Source organism: Micromonospora sp. NPDC050695 (assembly GCF_040654415.1).
Classification (GTDB): domain Bacteria; phylum Actinomycetota; class Actinomycetes; order Mycobacteriales; family Micromonosporaceae; genus Micromonospora.
In genome coordinates this window covers 189,659-209,943 of record NZ_JBFAHZ010000009.1, presented here as the reverse complement: position 1 = coordinate 209,943, position 20,285 = coordinate 189,659, and the positions used below count along the sequence as shown (strand labels likewise).

The 20,285-nt window shown below is 70.9% G+C and carries 18 protein-coding genes; 10 read left to right on the top strand and 8 right to left on the bottom strand.

Translation table 11 applies throughout. The annotated features are described in order from the left end of the window. Positions 1 to 258: 258 nt before the first annotated feature. Positions 259 to 564, bottom strand: a complete 306-nt coding sequence (locus tag AB0H52_RS10060) for a helix-turn-helix domain-containing protein (protein ID WP_151491657.1) — start codon at positions 562 to 564, stop codon at positions 259 to 261. Further along, positions 564 to 935, bottom strand: coding sequence for a type II toxin-antitoxin system RelE/ParE family toxin (locus AB0H52_RS10055; protein ID WP_151491656.1), 372 nt, complete (start codon positions 933 to 935; stop codon positions 564 to 566). The genes AB0H52_RS10060 and AB0H52_RS10055 overlap by 1 nt, the downstream gene beginning before the upstream one ends. A gap of 652 nt (positions 936 to 1,587) precedes the next feature. Here AB0H52_RS10055 and AB0H52_RS10050 point away from each other — a divergent pair. The 3 genes from AB0H52_RS10050 (at position 1,588) to AB0H52_RS10040 (ending at position 6,244) form a co-directional block, all read left to right on the top strand. Then, the gene (locus AB0H52_RS10050) at positions 1,588 to 2,358 is read left to right on the top strand and encodes an IclR family transcriptional regulator (RefSeq protein ID WP_151491655.1); all 771 of its coding nucleotides are present in this window, start codon (positions 1,588 to 1,590) and stop codon (positions 2,356 to 2,358) included. Between the two features lie 422 nt (positions 2,359 to 2,780). After that, the gene (locus tag AB0H52_RS10045) at positions 2,781 to 4,211 is read left to right on the top strand and encodes an extracellular solute-binding protein (protein ID WP_151491654.1); all 1,431 of its coding nucleotides are present in this window, start codon (positions 2,781 to 2,783) and stop codon (positions 4,209 to 4,211) included. Positions 4,212 to 4,240: 29 nt separating this feature from the next. Next, positions 4,241 to 6,244: an ABC transporter permease subunit gene (locus AB0H52_RS10040; protein ID WP_192580393.1), complete on the top strand. Its 2,004-nt coding sequence runs from the start codon at positions 4,241 to 4,243 to the stop codon at positions 6,242 to 6,244. Between the two features lie 14 nt (positions 6,245 to 6,258). Here AB0H52_RS10040 and AB0H52_RS10035 read toward each other — a convergent pair whose 3' ends face one another. From AB0H52_RS10035 to AB0H52_RS10020, 4 genes are all read right to left on the bottom strand, one after another. Then, positions 6,259 to 7,152, bottom strand: a complete 894-nt coding sequence (locus AB0H52_RS10035) for a CDP-diacylglycerol diphosphatase (protein WP_151491652.1) — start codon at positions 7,150 to 7,152, stop codon at positions 6,259 to 6,261. Between the two features lie 553 nt (positions 7,153 to 7,705). Then, a complete protein-coding gene (locus tag AB0H52_RS10030; RefSeq protein ID WP_151491651.1) occupies positions 7,706 to 8,602 on the bottom strand; it encodes a helix-turn-helix domain-containing GNAT family N-acetyltransferase in 897 nt (298 codons plus the stop codon). Between the two features lie 14 nt (positions 8,603 to 8,616). Next, positions 8,617 to 9,021, bottom strand: coding sequence for a low temperature requirement protein A (locus AB0H52_RS10025; RefSeq protein ID WP_151491650.1), 405 nt, complete (start codon positions 9,019 to 9,021; stop codon positions 8,617 to 8,619). A 75-nt stretch (positions 9,022 to 9,096) separates the two neighbouring features. Continuing rightward, positions 9,097 to 9,885, bottom strand: a complete 789-nt coding sequence (locus AB0H52_RS10020; protein ID WP_151491649.1) for an SAM-dependent methyltransferase — start codon at positions 9,883 to 9,885, stop codon at positions 9,097 to 9,099. 145 nt (positions 9,886 to 10,030) lie between these two features. Here AB0H52_RS10020 and AB0H52_RS10015 point away from each other — a divergent pair, with 145 nt between their 5' ends. Then, positions 10,031 to 10,495 (top strand): hypothetical protein, encoded by a 465-nt coding sequence (locus tag AB0H52_RS10015; protein WP_151491648.1) that lies wholly within the window; start codon positions 10,031 to 10,033, stop codon positions 10,493 to 10,495. Between the two features lie 14 nt (positions 10,496 to 10,509). Here AB0H52_RS10015 and AB0H52_RS10010 read toward each other — a convergent pair whose 3' ends face one another. Continuing rightward, positions 10,510 to 12,909: a glycosyl hydrolase family 65 protein gene (locus AB0H52_RS10010; RefSeq protein ID WP_357946425.1), complete on the bottom strand. Its 2,400-nt coding sequence runs from the start codon at positions 12,907 to 12,909 to the stop codon at positions 10,510 to 10,512. A gap of 172 nt (positions 12,910 to 13,081) precedes the next feature. On the opposite strand from AB0H52_RS10010, the gene AB0H52_RS10005 reads away from it, so the two are divergent. Then, entirely contained in the window at positions 13,082 to 13,711 is a 630-nt protein-coding gene (locus AB0H52_RS10005) for a phosphatase PAP2 family protein (protein WP_151491647.1), read from the top strand. 616 nt (positions 13,712 to 14,327) lie between these two features. Here the strand turns inward: AB0H52_RS10005 and AB0H52_RS10000 are convergent. Next, positions 14,328 to 15,050, bottom strand: a complete 723-nt coding sequence (locus tag AB0H52_RS10000; protein WP_278125273.1) for an A24 family peptidase — start codon at positions 15,048 to 15,050, stop codon at positions 14,328 to 14,330. A 710-nt stretch (positions 15,051 to 15,760) separates the two neighbouring features. Between AB0H52_RS10000 and AB0H52_RS09995 the strand changes: the two genes are divergently transcribed. Genes AB0H52_RS09995 through AB0H52_RS09975 form a run of 5 tightly spaced genes read left to right on the top strand, consistent with a single transcriptional unit; the run spans position 15,761 to position 20,282 of the window. Next, positions 15,761 to 16,327 carry a hypothetical protein gene (locus AB0H52_RS09995; RefSeq protein WP_151492319.1) on the top strand — a complete coding sequence of 189 codons (567 nt, stop codon included), beginning with the start codon at positions 15,761 to 15,763 and terminating at the stop codon, positions 16,325 to 16,327. After that, positions 16,282 to 17,289, top strand: a complete 1,008-nt coding sequence (locus AB0H52_RS09990; RefSeq protein ID WP_278125275.1) for a hypothetical protein — start codon at positions 16,282 to 16,284, stop codon at positions 17,287 to 17,289. The genes AB0H52_RS09995 and AB0H52_RS09990 overlap by 46 nt, the downstream gene beginning before the upstream one ends. Next, complete coding sequence (locus AB0H52_RS09985; protein ID WP_357946419.1) at positions 17,286 to 17,945, top strand: SAF domain-containing protein; 660 nt, start codon at positions 17,286 to 17,288, stop codon at positions 17,943 to 17,945. The genes AB0H52_RS09990 and AB0H52_RS09985 overlap by 4 nt, the downstream gene beginning before the upstream one ends. Before the next feature lie 2 nt (positions 17,946 to 17,947). Next, positions 17,948 to 18,748, top strand: a complete 801-nt coding sequence (locus AB0H52_RS09980; RefSeq protein WP_278125278.1) for a ParA family protein — start codon at positions 17,948 to 17,950, stop codon at positions 18,746 to 18,748. Next, a complete protein-coding gene (locus AB0H52_RS09975; RefSeq protein ID WP_278125279.1) occupies positions 18,738 to 20,282 on the top strand; it encodes a CpaF/VirB11 family protein in 1,545 nt (514 codons plus the stop codon). The genes AB0H52_RS09980 and AB0H52_RS09975 overlap by 11 nt, the downstream gene beginning before the upstream one ends. The last annotated feature ends 3 nt before the right edge of the window (positions 20,283 to 20,285 follow it).

Sequence of the window (20,285 nt, the reverse complement as noted above, 5' to 3'; positions counted from 1 at the left end):
CAGCCTGCTCCGCCTGGCCGGCGTCGCATCCATCGCGCCAGCCCTACGAAAGAACAGCCGAAACCCGCGCCGATCCCTACAACTACCAGGAATCACCTAGAACGGACATATCTCTACCTTGCGAACGCCCTGGGTGGGCGAGACCGATGCCGCAGTCAGGTTCCCGTTCAAACGGCGAAGCCCCGGCATCAGCCGAGGCTTCGCGATGTGAACGATAAACATGAGCCCAACGCCAGAGGTGCCCTCATGCCCAAGACATCAACTCAGGGTCACCCGTTCGCCATCGAACTCGGCAACAAACTCGGCCTTGCCGCCGAGGGCAGCGATGTACCGGGCAACCGTGCCGACCTCAGTCTTCGGGAGTTCGCCACTCTCGATGGCGACGACGCGCGGCTGTGAAACGTTCATGCGGTCGGCAACCTGCTGCTGAGTCAGGCCGCGCTTCTCGCGCATCTCACGCAGCCGCGTCGCGCGTACCTCGCCATGCATGCGCTCCTTGTGCTGCTCAACCTTGGCCTCGTCGAGGTTCATGCGGGAGCGGACATCCCGCCAGCTTTGCGCCATCAGTGCTGTCCCTTCAGCTCTCGCAGATGATCGGCGAACTTCCTGTCGGCTTCGAGAATGCTGGTTTCGTACCAGACCTTCCAGTTGCCGCTCTTGTCACCCGCCACCAGCAGGATGGCTTCCCGCTGAGGATCGAAGGCGAACAGGATACGGATCTCGGTTCCCCCTGCCGAGCCTGGCCGCAACTCCTTCATGTTCTTGTAGTTCGAGCCCTTGACTCGATCAACCAAGGGTCGACCGAGCGCCGGACCCTCGGCGGCGAGCAGATCAATGGCCGCAGCCACCTGGTCAGCGGAGTCGGGGTCAGACTTCGCCAGGTCAAGCAGCCAGTCCTCGACGCCCTCGGTAAGGCCGACCTCCCACTCGCCCACCCACCCACTATAGCCCAGAAATAATGCCTGCGTTATCGGAAGTGAGAGCGCGGGCAGAGGGTAGAAGTCGACGCCAGGGACGAGACCTCCCGCTGCCGCCGGTCATCGGTGCCGAGTTCAGCCCCGAGCGCATGGATGGGCGCGACCGGCTCGGACCTCCTTGCTGGGCGGTCGTCATAGCCCTCCACGGCCCGAAGGCAAGGAGAAGTGGCCGGCAAGCGGGCAGCACCCGGGACCGGGGGTGCTCCACGGGTGCTCGGATGCTCCGGTACCGGACGGACTCACATCGCGATGGCCGGATTCGCGCCTCCGCCGGTCACTCATCGTGGCGTCACTCCCCATAGACGTGGCGCGGACCAGCCCAGACGCAGCCGGACAACACGGCCGGGATCCGGGCGGCGGAAAACTCCGATGCCCCGAAGTGGTTTTGTCTCATTCTGCGCACTTTTAATCCATAGGTTCAGGGTTCGAGTCCCTGGCGGCCCACCACAGCGAGTACGCCGACACGTGCTGCGGCGGGCACCGTCCAGGTCTTGACCGGCGGCCGGATCGCCGGAACCTGGCGCTGGTGGCTGACGTGGCTATCCTCTTCAGGTGCTGGCCCAAGTGGAGATCGTTGCCACGGGTCCGGCACTGCGAAGGGACTATCGACATGCCCCGTGTGGTACCGGCGGTCATCCGCGCACTCGACGTGCTCGAACTGTTCCTGGACTGCCCGCAACTGTCGGCCCGCCAGGTGATGGAGCGGCTCGACCTGCCCCGCACCACCGTCCACGAACTGCTCGTCACGCTTGAGGCTCGCTCGTACCTGATCTCGGTGCCGGGTCAGCCGGTGCAGTACCGGCTCGGCATGCCGTTGTTCCAGCTCGGTGCGGCGTTCGCCGGCCGGCTTGACCTGGTACGCGAGGCGCAGAGCGTCGCGCGGGACATGGCCGCCGCGTGCGACGAGGCGGTGCACGTGGCCGTGCTCGACGGCGCCGATGTCATCTACCTCGTCAAGTTCGACAGCACGCACCCCGTGCGGATGGTCTCCGGGGTCGGACTGCGGCTGCCGGCGCACTGCACGGCGGTCGGCAAGATACTGCTGTCGGGCCTCGGTGCGGCGGATCTGGACGCCGTTCTGCTGAAGGACCCCCTGCCGGGCATGACGCCGGACAGCATCACTGACCCGGACCGTCTGCGCGACCAACTCGACCGTGTCCGGGCGGAGGGCGTCGCGGTCGACATCGGCGAGTCTGACAGCGCCATGCGCTGCGTCGCTGCGGCGATCCGGGACCATTCCGGCGCCATCATCGCTGGGATGAGCCTGTCCGCGCCGATCATCCGCTGGACGCCCCAGTCGCAGGTGGAGTGGACCGGGCTGGTTCGCGAGGGCGCCGCCGAGCTGTCCGCGCGCATGGGTTACCGGGCCCAGGCTCGATAGCCGACCTCCCGTTTTCGGTTCGAAACAGCGCCGAAACATTGACATCTCTCATGGCGTTGCTCTAGCGTCGCGACCACTCGATACGGTATCTCGAACTCAGTTCGAAATCTCGAACGGTGGTGGTCCCGCGATCCGCCCGAACTGGAACGCCAGCGCCACTGCCTCGGCCCGGTCGCCGATCACCTCGACCTCGTCGCGCCACCCGGCGAGCGGAACCCGGAATCTCTCGGGCGGTTCAGACGAAGCGTGTGTGACGGGCGGGCCCGCTCACCACCGTGGCAACCCACGAACGAACTGACCTCTACGGGCGACGGTCCGTGGTCGCCGCCACAGCGACACAACTGGACGACAAGCATCGCGGTGATTGCCGGTACGCCTTCGGCGTGCGGCCGCGCGCGGGGAGATGAGGGAGACGAATGTCCATGAAGGACGAACCGGCGTGGTCTCGGCGCGGCTTTCTGGGAATGGGGGTGGGAGTGCTCGGCGCGGCCGGTCTGGCCGCGTGTGGGGGCACCTCCGAATCGCCCACCCGGGTGCAGGCGGAGGTTCCGCAGGAGCTGATCGACGCGGCAGCGGCGATGAAAGGCTCCTCGATGGGGATGCTGTCGCAGAAGTTGTACTCGACGGCGGCGAACGAGGCCCTCGACAGCTCGATCAAGAAGTTCGCCGACACCACCGGAACGAAGATCGAGAACAGCCTGGTCCAGGCCGACGCCGGTGACGTGGTCGCCAAGATCGACGCCGAGGTCAAGGGCGGAGTGGCGCGTGACCTGGCGTTCATGACCGACTCCCGGTTCGTCGCGCAGTTCCAGGCGCTGGGCGACCTGGAGGACGTGACGGACGTCGTCCAGGCGCTGACCGCCAAGTACGGCGAACCCTGCGCCGAGGCCAAGAACTTCTGCGTCTTCGACGGCAGGTGGTTCGCGATCCCGTACCACTTCATCGGGATCGGGTCGTTCCTGCGCAAGGACTGGATGCAGGACAAGGGCATCACGCCCAAGGACATCTACAGCTGGGAAGAGCTGCGGGACCTCTGTCTGGAGATCTCCGATCCGACCAAACGCCGGTTCGGCTGGGGCATGACGGTCAACCGGTCCGGTGACGGCAACGGCATGATCGAGGCACTGATCAACGCGTACGGCGGGTCGATCGCCTCCAACGACGGCCGGAAGGTCACGTTCGACTCCCCGGAGACCGTGCAGGCGGTGACCTTCCTGGGCGACATCTACACCAACTCCAAGTACAAGCCGATGCTGCCGCCGGGGATCGCCAGCTGGACCGACACCAGCAACAACGAGAACTGGCTCGCCGGAATCCTCGGCTACACCCGCAACCAGTTCAGCGTCTACGCGGACTCCAGGACCAAGAAGAACCCGGTGCACGCGAACACCCACGTCTTCTCCGACTGCATCGGGCCGGCGACCAACAATCCGCTGCTGCTCGGCCAGTCGCAGGGTTTCGTCGTCTTCAAGGGCGCCAAGAACCCGGCGCTCGCCAAGCTCCTGGCGCAGTACCTGGTCAGCGCGCCCGCGCTGCTCGGGGTGGCGAAGGAGGCTCCCGGCCTGGTGATGCCCGCGTGGCAGAAGGTCTGGGACGCCGACCCGTTCTTCACCAGCGGCGACCCGGCGTTCCCCATGCTCCGTAAGATCACCGAACTGTCGCTGCCGCTGAACACGAAGAACGGCCTGACCTTCCCGCAGAAGGCCAGCGCGGGCCAGCAGGCAGTGGGTTCGGCCTACGTCCTGACCGACATGATGCAGCAGGTCGTCCAGGGCACGGCGCCGGCGCAGGCCGTGAAGGCCGCCCACACGAAGATGGTGCAGATCTTCAACCAGCAGGGGCTGCGGCAGTGAGGTCGGTCCGTCCCGCGCGGGTCCCGACGGTGAGGAAATCCCTGCCGTCGGGGCCTGGCTCCCTCACCGCGACCCAGCGACGGCTGGGTCGTGACTGGCGGCTGGCGGCGCTGTTCCTGGCGCCGATGGCCGTCCTGGTCGGCGGTCTCGTGCTCGTGCCGATCGCCCGGTCGATCGTCACCAGCAGCACGGAACGACACGGGCAGGACACCGTCTTCGTCGGGCTGGACAACTACCTCGCCCTCGTCGGCGACGACCAGTTCCACACCGGCGTGGTGAACTCGTTCGTCTTCACCGCGTACGCCGAGGTTTTCAAGGTTGTTCTGGGGTTGTCCGCGGCCCTGCTGCTGCATCACCGACGCCGCGGGCGGGCGGTGCTGGCCGGGCTGCTCCTGGTGCCGTGGGTGGTGCCGACGGTGGTGACGGCGTTCAGCTGGCGCGCGTTGCTCGACCCGATCTTCGGCAGCGTCAACACCCTGCTCACCGCCACCGGGATCGGGCCGCTGCTGGCCAGCGCACACCTGGTGGACAGCTGGCCCGCCGGCTGGCTGTCCGACCCGTCGCTGGCCATGCCGTCGGTGATCCTCGTGAACGTCTGGAAGGGGGTGCCGTTCTTCACCGTGTGTTTCCTCGCGGGGTTGAAGGCCATCCCGGCGGACCTCTACGAGGCGGCGACCATCGACGGTGCCTCGTCCTGGCAGCGGTTCGCCAACGTGACGCTGCCCGGACTACGTCACGTGATCACCGTGACGGTGACCCTGTCGTCGATCTGGACGTTCAACAACTTCGACCTGGTCTGGCTGTTGACGCAGGGCGGCCCGGGAGACGTGACCGCGCCCTACGTGCTCGTCGCGTACTCGAAGGCGATCCTGCAGTTGCAGTACGGTGCCGGCGCGGCGGTCACGCTCGTCATGCTGCCGGTCATCGGCGGGCTGGTGTTCGTCCTGGTCCGGTTGTTGCGCCAGGACGGCGCCAGCAAACTGCCCCGGCGACGGCGGGCGGCACGCTGGACCGGAGCGCGGCGGTGGGCCGGTACGGCGCGCAAGGCGCTGCCGTGGATCGTCACCGCAGTGGTCACCGGCCTGCTGGCCTGGGCGTCGCCGCAGATCTTCTGGAAGGCGGCGGTCGTCCTCGGGGTGATCCTGCTGATCGCGACGGCGGTCGGCCGGGTGGTCTCCGCGCTGTCGTCCCGCGGCGGTCGCCGGTCGTCGTCCGTGGTGTCGGGCCTGGGGTCGTGGGTCGCGCTGGCCGGGCTGCTCTTCTTCGTGCTGGGCCCGCTGTACTGGATCGGCGTCACGGCGTTCAAGTCGGAGGGTCAGGTCGTCATGCGAACCGACGACCTGTGGCCGACGCCGTGGACCCTGGAGCAGTTCAGCGCCCTGTTCGCCAACCAACCGTTCGGCCGCTGGTATCTCAACACCCTGCTGGTGTCCGCGGCGTCCACCGCGGTGGCACTGGTCTGCGCCGCCCTGGCCGGCTACGCGTTGGCCCGGCTGCGATTCCGGGGGGCGCAGGGCTTCACCGTCACGGTGCTGCTCACCTACGTGATGCCGGGCGCACTGCTGTTCATCCCGCTGTACCAGATGCTCATCGGCGCGCGGCTCACCGACTCGTTGTGGTCGCTGGTGGTGACGTACCCGACCTTCACGCTGCCGTTCGCCACCTGGCTGCTGGTGGGCTACTTCTCGTCGATCCCCGTCGAGCTGGAGGAGGCCGCCCTCGTCGACGGCTGCACCCGCCTCCAGGCGTTCGGCCGGGTGGTGCTGCCGCTGGCCAAGCCGGGGCTGCTGGCGGTCGCGCTCTTCACCCTGACCAATGCCTGGAACGAGTTCCTCTTCGCCTTCGTGTTCATCACGAAGGACGAGTACAAGACGCTCCCGGTGGGGATGCAGTCGATGATCGCCGGGGACGTCGTACCGCAAGGCCAGCTCGCCGCGGCGTCACTGCTCGTCAGCATCCCCGTGGTCATCATGTACGCCCTCGGGCAGCGTTTCCTCACCGAAGGGCTCACCGCTGGCGCGGTCAAGGGTTGACCGGCTGCCGAGAGTCAGTTGTAGGCGAGCAGGAAGTCCACGGTTCCGGTGCCGCCCGGCTGGCCGGGTGGGGTCTGGAGGGCGGGTTCGCTGTTCAGGACATAGAACCCGCCGTTGCCGACCAGGCGAGGGGTGACTGCCATCGCCTGGTCGGCCATGTTCGCCCCGGTCGGTAGCACCACGCTGTCGCGCAGCAGCGTGAACAGGTTGGTGTTCAGGTTCGAGACGTGGAGCACCCGGTACGAGCGGGGGGCCGGCATCCCGGTACTCGTCAGGCCCCAGATCGGGACGATCTGGCTTCGCCAGTTCGCCGGGTTGTTGGTGATCGAGTTGTCATAGGCGTTGAGCTGGGTCTGGATACCACTGTGGATGCCGGCCAGATGGATGTGCAGCTGGTCCTGGTCACGGGTGGTGGCCGAATTGATCCCGAGGCCAATGTTCGGGTACACGACGTGTGAGGGTTGACCGGGCTGGGCGTTGATCCATGCGTCCAGCCAGTAGTTCGGCGCGGCGTTGGTCGCGATGAACGGGCATTCGATGCCATTGATCCGGCAGGTCGGTACCAGCAGGAAGTTGTGCGTGTTCGGTGGTCTGCCGTTGAGCACCACGTAGTCGGACGTCGTGGTCAGACAGTTGGTCGGCGGTGTGGTCCTCGTACCCAGGCAGACCTGCACCCTGTCCCAGAGGTCGTACCTGCCGCCGGTCTGGTTGGTGAAGCCGCACAGGGCCGACTGTTGCGGGCAGTTGGCCCCACCCAGGTCAGGTGGGGAGGGCTGAGGGGTCTGACCACCGTCGGCCATACCGCCGTCCGCGCCGGCCAGCGCCAGCAGTCCGCCGGCGCCGGCGACCCCCGACAGCTTGACGAACTGGCGCCTATGAATCACATCGGTCCGCTTGTCACCGCTCACTGTCGCCCTCCGCCACGACGATCCGGGGTCGTTGCCCAGCAACGCTTTCCAGCCCGCACGGCGCGCGAACTCCCGGGCAGGGATTCGGACTCCCAGGCTGGAACGTGTCGACGGTAGGACGAATCATCCTCACCCCGCCGGGTCACCGGCAGCGAGTCCCCTGATCGTGGCCCTGGCGCGGTCGCGGCCGGTCAGGGTGTGGTCGGCGTGCGTGGACCCGGCCGGTGGGCGGGTTGAACGGATGTGACCGCAACCCGGTCCGCGAATTAGCCCGGATCTACCGGTACGCGGCGCACGGTTGACCGTTCACGTCGGGTGTCGTGACGTTGATGACGTGGCCGATCGGTACCCGTTGCTCGCGTGGCATGCCGAGGGCGGTGAAGCGAACTGACCGCGTGTCGAACCAGAACGCGGCACAGGGTCCGCTCACCTGCGCCCCCTCGGGAAATCGGAGCGTCACCCGAGCCCGCCGTCGTCGAGGATTTCTTCCAGTGTGGCGGTCACCGGTCCGCGGTCCCTCCGGACTCGCCAGATCACCTGGCGGTCGGGGCCATCACCGTCCCAGCTGCTTCTCGAACCAGTGGTGGGCGTAGTACTCGGTGTTGTACGCCTCGATCTCCCGGTAACCCGTCGCGCGGTACAGGGCGATGGCCTCGGTGAGGTTGCGGTTGGTGTCCAGCCGGACGGCGGTCGCGCCGCGCTCCGCCGCATACCGTTCCAGCTCGCTCAGCAGCCGCCGCCCGACGCCGAGCCCGCGTACGGTGTCCGCCACCCAGACGCGTTTGATCTCGGCGGGTGCGTCGCGGTGGAGTTTGACGGCGCCGCAGCCGATCGGTTCGGTGTTGAGGGTCGCGAGGAGGACGACCCCGGCGGGTGGGATGAGTGCCTCGTCGGGGAGCTGCTTGCTCAGTGCCGGGTCGAACCCGTCGTCGAATCGGCGTGCGATGTCCCGGACGTACGCCCGCAGGCATGCGCGGACCCGCGGGTCGCCGGGTGGGCACGGCTCGATGACGACCATCGACCCGATGAGCAGTCGTTCGACCTCGGCCATGGCGGTGACGAGTCGTTCGCGGCGGTTTTCGGTGAGCGGTTCGAGGATCGAGGCGGCGAGTTCGTCGGACCGCTCGTCGAGTTGGGTCCATTCGGTCCGGCCGGCGTCGGTGAGCTGCACGGTGCGTACCCGGCCGTCGCCGCCGGCCTGGTCGGCCTGCCCGACGGTGATCAACCCTTCGGACTCCAGAGTGCGCAGGAGCCGGCTGAGGTATCCCGAGTCGAGGCCGAGCCGGGCCCGTAGTGCCGCGACCTCGGCGCCGGCGGGACCGATCTCCCAGAGCAGGCGGGCCTGCCCGAGGGGGCGACCCTGGGCCATGTACTCGTCGTCGAGCGCACCCACCCGTTGGGTGACCGTCCGGTTGAACCGCCGCACGGCGGCGATGAGCGTGGAGTCCATATACCTGACTTTAGTCAGGTGATCGGGCTCGGCGGTAGGAGGATCCGCAGCGCCCGGCGCCGGACCAGATGGACCGCGACGTACGCGCCCGCGAACAGCCCGGCCCGTCCGTGCAGCGCCTGCGGGATCGCCACCCCGGCCAGCACACTGCCCAGCGTGGCGGCGACCAGCACCGCTCGGATGACCGGGGTCTCCGGGTCGTACCAGTCGGCGGTCCAGGTGGTGGTCACCCAGATCCACCAGACACCGGCCAGCAGCAGGGCGGTCCGCAGCGTCCCGCCCAGGGTGAGGTCGTGCAACAGGTGCTGGGCCAGCTGGCTGAGGGCGAGGACGAACGCCAGGTCGAAGAACAGCTCCAGGAAGGAGGCGCTGAGCGGTGCGTCACTCCCCCGTAGCACCCGCTCGGGCCTGCTCGCCATCGGCGCTTCCTCCTCCGGTGGCACGCGCTGCGTCCGTCGTACCACCCGGAGCCGGCCGCCGGCGGCGAAAGCGGGTCAGCGGCGGACGCCGACCCCCGCGTAGCCGTGCGAATCCACGGCCTCCGACTCGCCGTCCGGCCGCCACCGGGTGGTCTCCACCAGGCCGGGCTCCACCAGGTCGTACCCGGCGAAGAAGCTCAACGTCTCGGCGTGCGTGCGCGGCACCAGCGGCGCGCTGCTGTTGCGGTAGATGGCCTTCCCGCGCTCGGCCAGCTCCGGTGCGATGCCGTCCAACGTCAGGTGCGACAGCACCAGATGGCTGCCCGGCACGCTCGCGTCGCGCAGTCGGGCGACCGCCGCCCACGGGTCGTCGTCGTTCGACACGAAGTGCAGCACCGCGAGGAGCAGCACCGCCACCGGCTGGTCCAGGTCGAGCGTGCCCCGCACGTCCGGGTGTGCCAGCAGGTCGTCGGGCCGGCGCAGGTCACCCTGGACGACGGCCGTGCCGGGCACGTCCGTCAACAACTGCCGGGCGTACGCGACGGCCACCTCGTCGTAGTCGACGTAGACCACCCGCGCGTCCGGCGCCACCGTCCGCACCACCTCGTGCACCGTGCCCTGGGTGGGCAGCCCGGCACCGATGTCCAGAAACTGGCGTACGCCCTGCGCGGCGGCGTACTCGACCGCTCGGCGCAGGAAGTGCCGGTTGGTCTGGGCGGCGACCCCGGTCTCCGGAAAGATCTCCAGCACCCGTTCGGCGGCGGCCCGGTCGGCGGCGAAATTGTGGCTGCCACCCAGGAAGTAGTCGTACATCCGGGCGACGTTGGGTCGGGCGGTGGCGTCGGCTGCCGGCTGGTCGGTCACGAGAGGTCCCTTCGACGGCGCGGTCGGATCTCGATGTCTAGCACCCGCGGCGACGACCCGCCGACCCCTCGTGTCGTTGATCCGGCTGCACCCATGGTCATCGCAGACCACGGTGGGGGCACCCACTCAACGAGGAGGGACGCCGATGACCACTCAGCGGGAAACCGTGCAGGTCGACAACGACCTGTTCCGCGCCGTGTACGACTCGCCCAGCTCGCTGCCCGGCCGGCACCGGTGGACCACCGGCGAGTCGGACGTCCGGCGGTTGGAGAAGCTGCTCGGCATGCCGCCACGCAGCATCGGCGCTCCGCTCTGGGTCAGCGGTGACGAACCGGACTGCCCGAAGTGCGGCCGGCGGCTCACCTGGTACGACATCGTCTCGTCGGCGCTCTCCGGCCTGCACGACAAGGCCATGATCGCGACCGTCATCCTGGGCGACCGCAAATACGTCAACACCGAGGTCCCCGATGCCATCGCCGGCGTACGGTGCTCCGACTGCCACACCGCGATCGACGGCCTACGCAGCTTCAAGTGCCACAACTGGGCGTACGCCTTCGAGGCACTGGAGGCCGTCCGCGAACGGATGGCGGGCGGCCCCGGGCCGACCTGAGCAAACCCGGCGGATCAGTCGGTCGAGCGGCGGGTGGGGCGGCGACCCGGCGGGGAGGGTGGTTCCGGCCCGGGGTCGGGCACCGGCGGCATCGGCCGGGTGACCGGCGCGGCACCGGTGACCCGCAGCGACTCGCCGTGGTGCCACAGCTCGACCTCGACGTCCGCGGCGGCGTCGGGCAGCTCGTAGCGGGCCTCGGCGGGAGTCAAGGTGACCCGCAGCCGGTGCCCGCGCCAGCGCAGGCTGAATGCCAGCCGGTCGATCCGCCGCGGTAGCCGGGGATCGAAGGAGAGCACCCCACGGTCGTCGCGCAGCCCACCGAAGCCCTGCACCAGCGCCAGCCACGCACCGGCCAGCGACGCCAGGTGCAGCCCGTCGGCGGTCTTGTCGCCCAGGTCCGCCAGGTCCTGCAGCACCGACTCGGCGAACAGGTCGTACGCCAGATCCAGATGCCCGACCTCGGCGGCCAGCACGGCCTGCGGTGCGGCCGACAGAGACGAGTCGCGGACCGTGCGGGCCTCGTAGTAGGCCAGGTTGCGGGCCTTCTCGGCGGCGGTGAACTCGCCGGGGCAGAGCTGCATGGCCAGCACCAGGTCGGCCTGTTTGACCACCTGTTTGCGGTACAGCTCCAGGTACGGATAGTGCAGCAGCAGGGGGTAGTCGTCCTCGTCGGTGCTCGCGAAGTCCCACTCCGGCTGCGCGGTGAAACCGGCGGCCTGCTGGTGCACCCCGCGCTCGCGGTCGTACGGGATGGCCATCGCGTCGGCGGCGGCCCGCCAGCCGGTCACCTCGACCCGGTCCACACCGAGCCGACCGGCCAGCTCGGGCAGGCGCTCGGCGGCGTCCGCCGCGCCCCGCAGATTGCGCCTGGCCATCAGGTTGGTGAAGACGTTGTCGTCGACCAGCGCGGCGTACTCGTCCGGGCCGGTCACCCCGTGCAGGTGGAAGGTCGTCGAGTCGGACCAGTGGCCGAAACCGTGCCACAGCCGGGCCGTCTCCACGAGCAGTTCCAGCCCCGCCTCGGCGAGGAAGCGCTGGTCATCGGTCGCCGCCACGTAACGCAGTACCGCGTCGGCGATGTCGGCGTTGACGTGCAGCGCGGCGGTGCCCGCCGGCCAGTAGCCGGAGCACTCCCGGCCGCCGATGGTCCGCCACGGGAACGTCGCGCCGGTCAGCCGCAGCTCAGCGGCCCGCTCCCGGGCCTCCGGCAGGTGCGCGTGCCGCCACCTCAGCGCAGAGCGGGCCACCGCCGGAGCCAGATAGGTCAGCACCGGCAGGACGTAGCTCTCGGTGTCCCAGAGCACGTGCCCGTCGTAGCCGTTGCCGGTCAGCCCCTTGGCCGAGATGGTCCGGTCCCCGTCCGGACGACCCGCCTGGATCAGGTGGAACATCGCGAACCGGAGGGCCTGCTGAAGGTCCGGGTCACCGTCGAGCTGCACGTCGGCGACCTGCCAGGCCGCGTCGAGGGCGGCACGCTGGTCGGTGAGCAGCGCGTCGAAGCCGTCCGCGCGGGCCGCATCCGCCTCGGCGGCCACCAGGCCCGCCAGTTCGTCGACGGGCGTACCGTCGACCGTTCCGCACTCGTACGCGGCGAACTTCGTCAACCGCAGCCGCTCCCCCGGGTGCAGCCGGCCCGCCACGGTCAGCCGTACCCGGTCCAGGGTCGCGTCACCGGTGACCGTCACCGTGCCCGGGGCGTCCACCAGGTGGCTGACCGCCACCGCGACCCGCTGGCCGCTGCGCTCGGTGCGGTGCACCAGCACCCCGTCGAGGCCGTCCGCGCGGTACGCCTCACCGGTCAGCGGGTCGGTGAGCACCGAGGCCGCCCGGGGGTCGTCCGAGCGTTCCGGCACCCTCTCGTTGGCCAGCAGATCCGAGCAGACCCGCAGCTCGACGGAACCGTCCAGCGGCTCGACCTCGTACCGGACGGCGGCCACCGGCCGCCGGGGCAGCGACACCAGCCGGGTGCTACGGATGCGTACCCCCCGCCCGGCCGGCGAGATCCACTCGGTGTCCCGGCGCAGCACACCCGCGCGCAGGTCGAGCACCCGTTCGTGGCTGCGCAGCGTCCCGGTGCGGAGGTCCAGCGGCTCGTCGTCCACCCAGAGCCGGATCAGCGCGGCGTTCGGCGCGCTCACGACAGTGTCGCTGGCCTGCGGAAACGCGTACCCCTCCTCGGGGTAGCTCAGCTCCCGCCGCTCGTGGAAGCCGTTGACGTAGCTGCCCGGCATCCCGCACGGCACGCCCTCGTCGAGGACGCCACGCCAGCCCACCCACCCGTTGCCCAACGCGAAGATCGACTCGGTCTCGCCGAGCCGGTCCAGGTCCGCCGCCGTACGCCGGATCCGCCAGATCTCGTCACCCACCGCCCCGGCAGCGGACGACGGTTGATCGGTGGCCGAACTGGTGTACACGAAGCCTCCTGTGGATGCCGACGTCCCCGACCAGCCAAGCAGAGCAGGCTGTGCGGTTGCTGGACGAAGGTCGCGCGACCGGCCTGACCTCCCTCCACGCAGCGGTGCCCTCTGCCGCGTTTATACGATGTCCCCCAGGTGAACGAGGTACGAACATATGGCGAGGTGATGCATGGCCGACAGCGGCAGCATGGACGTTCCGGAGATCAGCGCCGAGTGGTACCGCGACGTCGTCAACGCCGCCGCCGGCAGCCCCGACCCGTTGCGGTGGTTCGTCGGGCACGCCACCGAGTGGGTGCTCCTGCTGCTCGGCGCGCTGCTGCTGGTGGCCGCGCTGAGACGCCTGTCCGGTGGCCCGCACGACCGCGCACTCGCCCTGGTCGCGCCGGTGCCGACCCTCCTGGCGTACGCCAGCAGCGAATGGCTCAAGACCGTCGTCGACGAGGATCGGCCCTGCCGGGCGGTCGGCCGGGCGATCATCGCGGGCACCTGCCCACCACCGGGGGACTGGTCGTTCCCCAGCAACCACGCCACCATCTCCGGTGCCCTGGCGGTCACCACGCTGCTGCTGTCCCGCCGGCTCGGACTGATCGCGCTGCCACTGGCCGTGCTGGCCGCCTTCTCCCGCGTCTTCGTGGGCGTGCACTACCCGCACGACGTGGCCGCGGGCGTACTGCTCGGCGCCCTGTTCGCCGCCCTACTGACCCCACTGCTGGCCCGCCCGACCGCCGAGGCGCTCCGCCGCCGGGCCGACCGCACCACCCGCCCAACCTCAAAACTGGCAAGCCGTACCCGTCCCTGACCGCGGGCCTGCGCGGCGGGTCCGCGCGGCGGGTCCGCCCGCCGGGTCCGCCCGCCGGGTCCGCGCGGCGGGTCCGCCCGCCGGGTCCGCGCGCCGGGTCCGCCCGCCGGGTCCGCGCGCCGGGTCCGCGCGCCGGGTCCGCGCGGCGGGTCCGCGCGGCGGGTCCGCGCGGCGGGTCCGCGCGGCGGGTCCGCCCGCAAGATCGTGCTTGATCCTGGTTCTAGTGGCCTCTCAGACCGGCCGAGACCACTACATCCTGGATCGAGCACGATCTTGCGGGCGGCCGGGCGGCCGGGCGGCCGGGCGGCCAGGCGCAGGGCGGCGGGTCCGCGCGGCGCAGGCCGGCCGGGCACGGCGCAGGCCGGCCGGGCACGGCGCAGGCCGGCCGGGCACGGCGCAGGACGGCGGGTCCGTGCGGCGCAGGCCGGCCGGGCGCGGCGCAGGACGGCCGGGCGCGGCGCAGGACGGCCGAGCGCGGCGCAGGGCGGCGGGTCCGCGCGGCGCAGGGCGGCAGGGCGCGGCGCAGGGCGGCAGGGCGGCGGGTCCGCGCGGCGCAGGGTGGCCGGGCACGGCGCAGGGCGGCGGGCGCAGGGTCGGGGTCGGGGTCGGGGTCGGGTCAGGTTGCCAGCAGGAGGGCGGCTGCCGTGCCGAGGAGCAGGAACGGGCCGAACGGCAGGTGGGTGCTCCAGCGGGCCCGTCGGGCCGCCAGCAGTCCTACGCTGACCAGCGCGGACAGCCCGAACGCGAGCAGCATCCCGAGCAGCAGGACCGGCCAGCCGTACCAACCGAGCAGCGCCCCCACACTGAGCGCCAGTTTGGCGTCGCCCAGCCCGAAGCCGCGGCGACCGAGCAGCAGCGTGCTCGCGGCGAAGAGCAACGCCAACCCCGTGCCGGCGGCGATGGCACGCAGCCAAGACCCCAGCGTGGCTTCGCCGAGCACGGCCAGGCCGAGCAACAGCCAGGTCCCGGCGGCTGCCGGCAGGGTGAGACGGTCCGGCAGACGGTGCACGGCCAGGTCGACGACGACCGCCGGGATGGTCCAGCCGAGCCACCAGGCCAGCGCCCACAGCGGCCCGACCGGTGGTCCGACCGACAGCAGCAGAACGACCGCGCCGAGCACGGCCAGCTCGATGGTGGCTGCCGGCGGGCCGACCCGGGCCCGGCAGCGACCGCACCGAGCGGTCGGACCGAGCGCGGGCCAGGGCCGGGTCAGGCCGATCGGCGCGCCGCAGGCGTCGCAGCCGGTGCGGTTGGCGGTGCCCGACGGTACGGCGTGCCGCACGGCGGCCAACCGCAGCAGCGGGCTGACCGCCACGATCGCGAGCACAGTAGGGAGCACGGTCGGGAGCCGGAGATGACCCGCGACCGGGCCGAGCCGCGCCGTTCGTGCCCGCCGTCGACTCCGATCGGGTGGGTCCTCCTGCCCGGGAACGGCTGCCGGGGGGCCGGTCAGTGCCATGTCGGCCGTCCCGATCGGCAGGTGCCCTCCCGCAACATGAACACGGATCGTGACTGAGGGATCGCTCTGGTGTAGCGGATGGCGCAGAAAGCGACCTGCGCCGCGGTGCCCCGGAGGGCCTCCCGGGCTGGTTCCGGGACGGCTGTCGCGGTGGCCCGCGCGGCAACGTCGTGGCCGGCGAGGCCCAGCCGGATGCCGGGATGACGCCGCGATGTCCCACTCCCGGGACCGGCGGACGCGTCGCTGGGACTCGGTCCGACCCGGCCACGCCCGATCATCGTCGGCCGATCATTCGGCCACTGTCGGGGGTGCAGCACGGACACCGGTCACCACCACCTGCCATCACGGAGAGTGTTCACTTGAATTGCCTCTGTTGCATCGGCGACCGTCAGCTTATGCTCGCCCCTTGAGTGTGACGCAAGCCTCACTACAACAACTGGACGACACGGGACCTTGCATTTGTAGAAGATCCGTAACGGTGAATGCAGAAGCGCAATGAACAGCTCCGGATGTGCTGATCCGGGCGCGCTTCCGCATGTCCGGCGGCGGTGACCCGTCACCGCGCCAGGCGACCACGAGGAGGCTCGACGGTGCGCGGACGGCAGCTCAGGCGAGCGGCAATCTGCCTGCTGGCGGTCGTGGCGGCGGTGCCGGCCACGGCCTGCGCCAGCGGACGGGACGCCGTCGAAAGGCCGACGGCGGCCCGGGAAGAGGGGCAGCAGACCGACCCGGAGGTCGAACGGCAAGCCGCCGAAAAGGCGGCACTGGACGCGTACTCCGGTTATCTCGCGGCCTCCCGCACGGCGAGCGGACGCAGCGATCCGCGCGCGCCGGAACTGTCCCGGTTCCTCGCTGATCCACTTCTCACCCGGGTCCGGTTGTCCATTCACGAGGCCAAGGAGCACGGCGCTATGCGTACCGGGACGGTGAAGTCCGACCCGACCGTCACGGCGGTCAGCCTGGACGCGACCCCGGCCACCGTGGACATCCAGGACTGCCTGGACACGACGGCCTACCGGCTGGTCTACGCCAAGGACATGCGGGTGGTCCCGGGCAGTGGCGGCGGCAAGCACCTCTCCACCGCCACCGCCACCCGCTACCCGGACGGTCGATGGCTGATCAACTCCGGTACGACGCACCGGGACCAGCCGTGCTGACCCGGGGAGGAAGGGGCGCCCCGGCCCGTACCCCCCGGGTCGGGACGCCCCGCCGGGCGCTCGCCGGGATCGGCCTCGCGCTGCTGCTGGTGGTCGGCGGGACGCTGCCGGCCGCCGCCGCCCGCCGCGCGGACCCGGGGGCGGGCTGCCCGCCCGACCAGCCCGACTGCAGCGTCTGGGACGACGAGCCCGGCACCCCCGGCGGCGGCGGTGACAACGGCGGTGGCGGGGACGACGGCGGCGGAGGTGGGGGCGGCGGTGTCTGCCAGTGGGCCGGGCAGACTGTTCCCTGCTACCACGATGTGCTGGGCTGGTTCAACAACGGCGACGGCTGCTACTACAAGCTGGAGGAGCCGCAACCGGCCAACACCCCCGAGGGCCAGCAGTGGTACCTGTTGACCTGCAACGGCGGTGACCAGGGCAGCCAGCGCGAGGAGCTGCGGGACGGGCCGCCGCCCGGCTACGGCGCACCGCCCGACCCGGAGGAGCTGGCTCGCCGCGCCCTCGCGTCGATCAAGCTGCTCCCGGCGCGCCTGAGAGTCGCGCCCCGCAAGGACGTCGGCCCCGGCCTGGTCGGCCTGCCGGTCTGGATGTGGGCGACCCCGAGCGCCAGCTACTTCGGCCCGTTGCGCGCGTCCGCGTCCGACCGTGGCCTGACCGTCTCCATCGAGGCGAAGGTCGACCGGATCGTCTGGGACATGGGCAACAAGAAGGACACGGTCACCTGCACCACCGCCGGCACCCCGTACGACGCGAAGGGCAGTTACGCCGGCAAACCCTCCCCGGACTGCGGCTTCCACACGGGCTATTCGAAGGCCGGCACGTACCGCGTCGGCGCCACCACGCACTGGACGGTGCGCTGGTGGACCGGCGACGGCGAGACGACCGGGCAGATCCCGCAGACCCGGACCAGCGGCACCGTGCCGATCCAGATCAACGAACTCCAGGTGGTCACCAGATGAGCCTCGCGACTCGCAACGGAACCGGGTCGGTGGACGCGCCGGTCACCCCACCCAAGGTCGTCCGGCAGCGCCGGGTCCGCCCCGGGCTGCTCGGTCTGGCCGTACTCCTGATCGCCCTGGGCGGGTTGGGCGCGGCCTTCGCGGTCACCTCGGTCCGCGCCACCGGCAGCTACCTGGCGGTGGCCCGGCCGGTGGAGGTGGGCCGGGAGATCAGCACCGCCGACCTGATCACCGTGCAGGTCGCCGGAGGGCAGGGGCTGCGGCCGGTGCCCGCCGGCCGGCTCGACGAGGTGGTCGGCAAGAGGGCCGCCGTGGCGCTGGTGCCGGGCACTCTGCTCACGCTGTCCCAGATCACCGACGATCCGCTGCTCGGCCCCGGGCAGCAGCAGATCGCGCTCGGCCTGAAGACCGCGCAGGTGCCGGCCCGCAAACTGCACCCCGGAGACAAGGTTCTGCTGGTCAGCACCCCGGACAGCAACGCCAACGGCGAAGCGGCCGCCACGGGCACCCGGTTCACGGCCAGTGTGATCGACATGGTGAACCAGGCCAACGACGACCAGGTCGTGTACCTCGCGTTGCCCGTCCGGGACGTGCCCGCGGTGGTGGCGCTCGCCGCACAGAAGCGCATCGCCGTCGTACTGACCGAGGCGGCCTGAGCATGGCGATCGTCGCGCTGGTGTCCGCGAAGGGTTCGCCCGGCGTCACCACCTCGGCGCTGGCCTGCGCGCTGACCTGGCACCGGCGGCTGGTGCTCGCCGAATGTGACCCGTCCGGCGGGTCGATCCTCGCCGGCTACCTCGGTGGCCAGTTGGACGGGCCGCGCGGCATCGGCGAGCTGGCTGTCGGGGAGCTGCGCGACGGCAACCTGGAGACCGCGTTCTGGTCCCAACTGGTCGACCTGGACGCACCTCGCCGCGAACGGCTGCTGCTGCCCGGGCTCGTCGACCCGACGCAGGCCGGCAGTGTCACCCCGCTGTGGCAGCGCTTCGCCGACTACTTCAACGCCCTGGACCGCGGCAACCCCGGCTACGACGTCCTCGTCGACTGTGGCCGGCTGCACGTCGCCGGCCCGCCGTGGCCGCTGCTGCGCGCCGCCTCGGTGGTGCTGCTGGTGACCCGCGCCAACCTGCCCGACCTCTCCGGGACGCGGGCGGTGGTCACCGCCATCGAACGGGACTTCGCCGAGCATCGGGTACCGCCGGGCACCCTGCGGCTGCTGCTGGTCGGCGACGGGCACGGTCGGGCCGAGATCAGCCGCGCGATGAAACTGCCGGTGATCGCCCGGCTGCCGCACGACCCGCGTACCGCCGGGGTGCTCGGCCTCGGTGGGACCGTGCGATCCGGACGGCCGCTGCTGCGCGCGGCGGCCGCGCTGGAGGTGCCGATCGGCGCGCTGCTGGAACGCCGGCAGGCACGACTTGCCTGGCCCGTGCAGCAGGGGGTGCCGGATGCGGTTTGAGCCGGTCTCCGCCGACCCGCGCCAGCAGCCGCCGGGCGCCACCTCCATCGCACCTCCGCTGCCCACGCCGAACGGCCGCCACCACCAGTCCCAGGCGGTGCCACCACCCGCACCCACACCCGGCCCGCCGAGGCCGGAGCAGCCACTCCGCCCCCGGATGGACTTCCAGGTCGTCCGGGAGCTGCGGCGGGAACTCACCGAACGGCTCACCCTGTGGCAGCGCGGCCGGGAATTCACCGTCGACGAGGAGGACACCGAGCGGGCACGCCTCGCCGTCACGGTGGTCGCCGAGTACGCCGACGCGGTCCGCCGGGCCGGCACCCCGATGGCCGCCGACGAGGAACGCCTGCTGCTCGACCAGGTGACCGCCGAACTGGTCGGCCTCGGCCGGCTACAGACCCTGCTGGTCGACGACACGATCGAGGAGGTGCACATCCTCGGCTGCGACCAGGTGCGCATCACCCGGCACGGCGGCGGGGTGGACTGGGCCGAACCGATCGCCGACAGCGACGCCGAACTGGTGGAGATCCTCCAGGCGGCGGCCCGCCGGGCGGGCGCGACCGAGCGGTCCCTGTCCACCGTGAAGCCCACCCTCGACCTGCAACTGCCCGACGGCAGCCGCTTGGCCGCGGTGTTCCTGGTCAGCCACCGCCCGTACGCGGTGATCCGCAAGCACAATACGCTGGACGTGAGCCTGGACGACGTGGCCGGCGCCCGGGGTGACCTGGACGAGATGATCGATCCGCTGCTGCGCGACTTCCTCCGCGCGGCGATGCGCGCCGGGCTGAACATCATGGTCGCCGGTCTCGCCGGCGCCGGTAAGACCACGATCATCCGGGCGTTGATGAACGAGATCCCGCCCGACGAGCCGTACGTGCTGCTGGAGGAGAGCCGGGAGCTGCTGCCCGCCCGCCGCCGCGAGCGGCACCGGGCCGTGATGAGCTTCGAGGCCCGCGAGGGGCACGGCGAACGCGGCTTCGACGGTCGCCCGGCCGGCGAGGTGACCATCGCCGACCTGATCCCGCTCTCGCTGCGGATGGGCGTGCTGCGGATCATCGTGGGTGAGGTGCGGTCCCGGGAGATCGTGCCGATGCTCCAGGCGATGACCACCAGCCGGGGTTCGATGTGCACGATCCACGCCCGCTCGGCCGCCGGCGTGGGTGAACGGATCGTCGAGCTGGCGTTGGCGCACGGCCGCGAGATGACCGTCGACCAGGCCCGCCGGATGGCCGGCAACGCCCTCGACCTGATCGTCTACGTCACCGTCGAGGACGAGACCGCCATCGGCGGGCGCAAACACCGGTTCGTTTCGCACGTGGAGGAGATCATCGGAGCCGGCGAGGGTGGCCGGATCACCACCACCTCCGTCTTCGGGCCCGGCCCGGACGGTCGCGCGGTCCCCCGGCACCTGCCGGAACGCGTTCGCGACCAGTTGCTGCGGGTGGGCTACGACGCCCGGCTGCTGACCCGGTGGATCGACGCCGGCACGGGTGCCTGGCGTCGGGCTCGGCAGACCCGACTGGCCCGGCGGTGACGT

What these genes read in the sequence shown, in the direction of transcription:
- AB0H52_RS09975 (WP_278125279.1), top strand. Translation starts at nt 18,738, where the DNA reads ATGCGGTTTGAGCCGGTCTCCGCCGACCCGCGCCAGCAGCCGCCGGGC.
- AB0H52_RS10050 (WP_151491655.1), top strand. Translation starts at nt 1,588, where the DNA reads ATGCCCCGTGTGGTACCGGCGGTCATCCGCGCACTCGACGTGCTCGAA.
- AB0H52_RS10005 (WP_151491647.1), top strand. Translation starts at nt 13,082, where the DNA reads ATGGCCGACAGCGGCAGCATGGACGTTCCGGAGATCAGCGCCGAGTGG.
- AB0H52_RS09985 (WP_357946419.1), top strand. Translation starts at nt 17,286, where the DNA reads ATGAGCCTCGCGACTCGCAACGGAACCGGGTCGGTGGACGCGCCGGTC.
- AB0H52_RS09980 (WP_278125278.1), top strand. Translation starts at nt 17,948, where the DNA reads ATGGCGATCGTCGCGCTGGTGTCCGCGAAGGGTTCGCCCGGCGTCACC.
- AB0H52_RS10030 (WP_151491651.1), bottom strand. Translation starts at nt 8,602, where the DNA reads ATGGACTCCACGCTCATCGCCGCCGTGCGGCGGTTCAACCGGACGGTC.
- AB0H52_RS09990 (WP_278125275.1), top strand. Translation starts at nt 16,282, where the DNA reads ATGGCTGATCAACTCCGGTACGACGCACCGGGACCAGCCGTGCTGACC.
- AB0H52_RS10015 (WP_151491648.1), top strand. Translation starts at nt 10,031, where the DNA reads ATGACCACTCAGCGGGAAACCGTGCAGGTCGACAACGACCTGTTCCGC.
- AB0H52_RS10045 (WP_151491654.1), top strand. Translation starts at nt 2,781, where the DNA reads ATGAAGGACGAACCGGCGTGGTCTCGGCGCGGCTTTCTGGGAATGGGG.
- AB0H52_RS10060 (WP_151491657.1), bottom strand. Translation starts at nt 564, where the DNA reads ATGGCGCAAAGCTGGCGGGATGTCCGCTCCCGCATGAACCTCGACGAG.
- AB0H52_RS10025 (WP_151491650.1), bottom strand. Translation starts at nt 9,021, where the DNA reads ATGGCGAGCAGGCCCGAGCGGGTGCTACGGGGGAGTGACGCACCGCTC.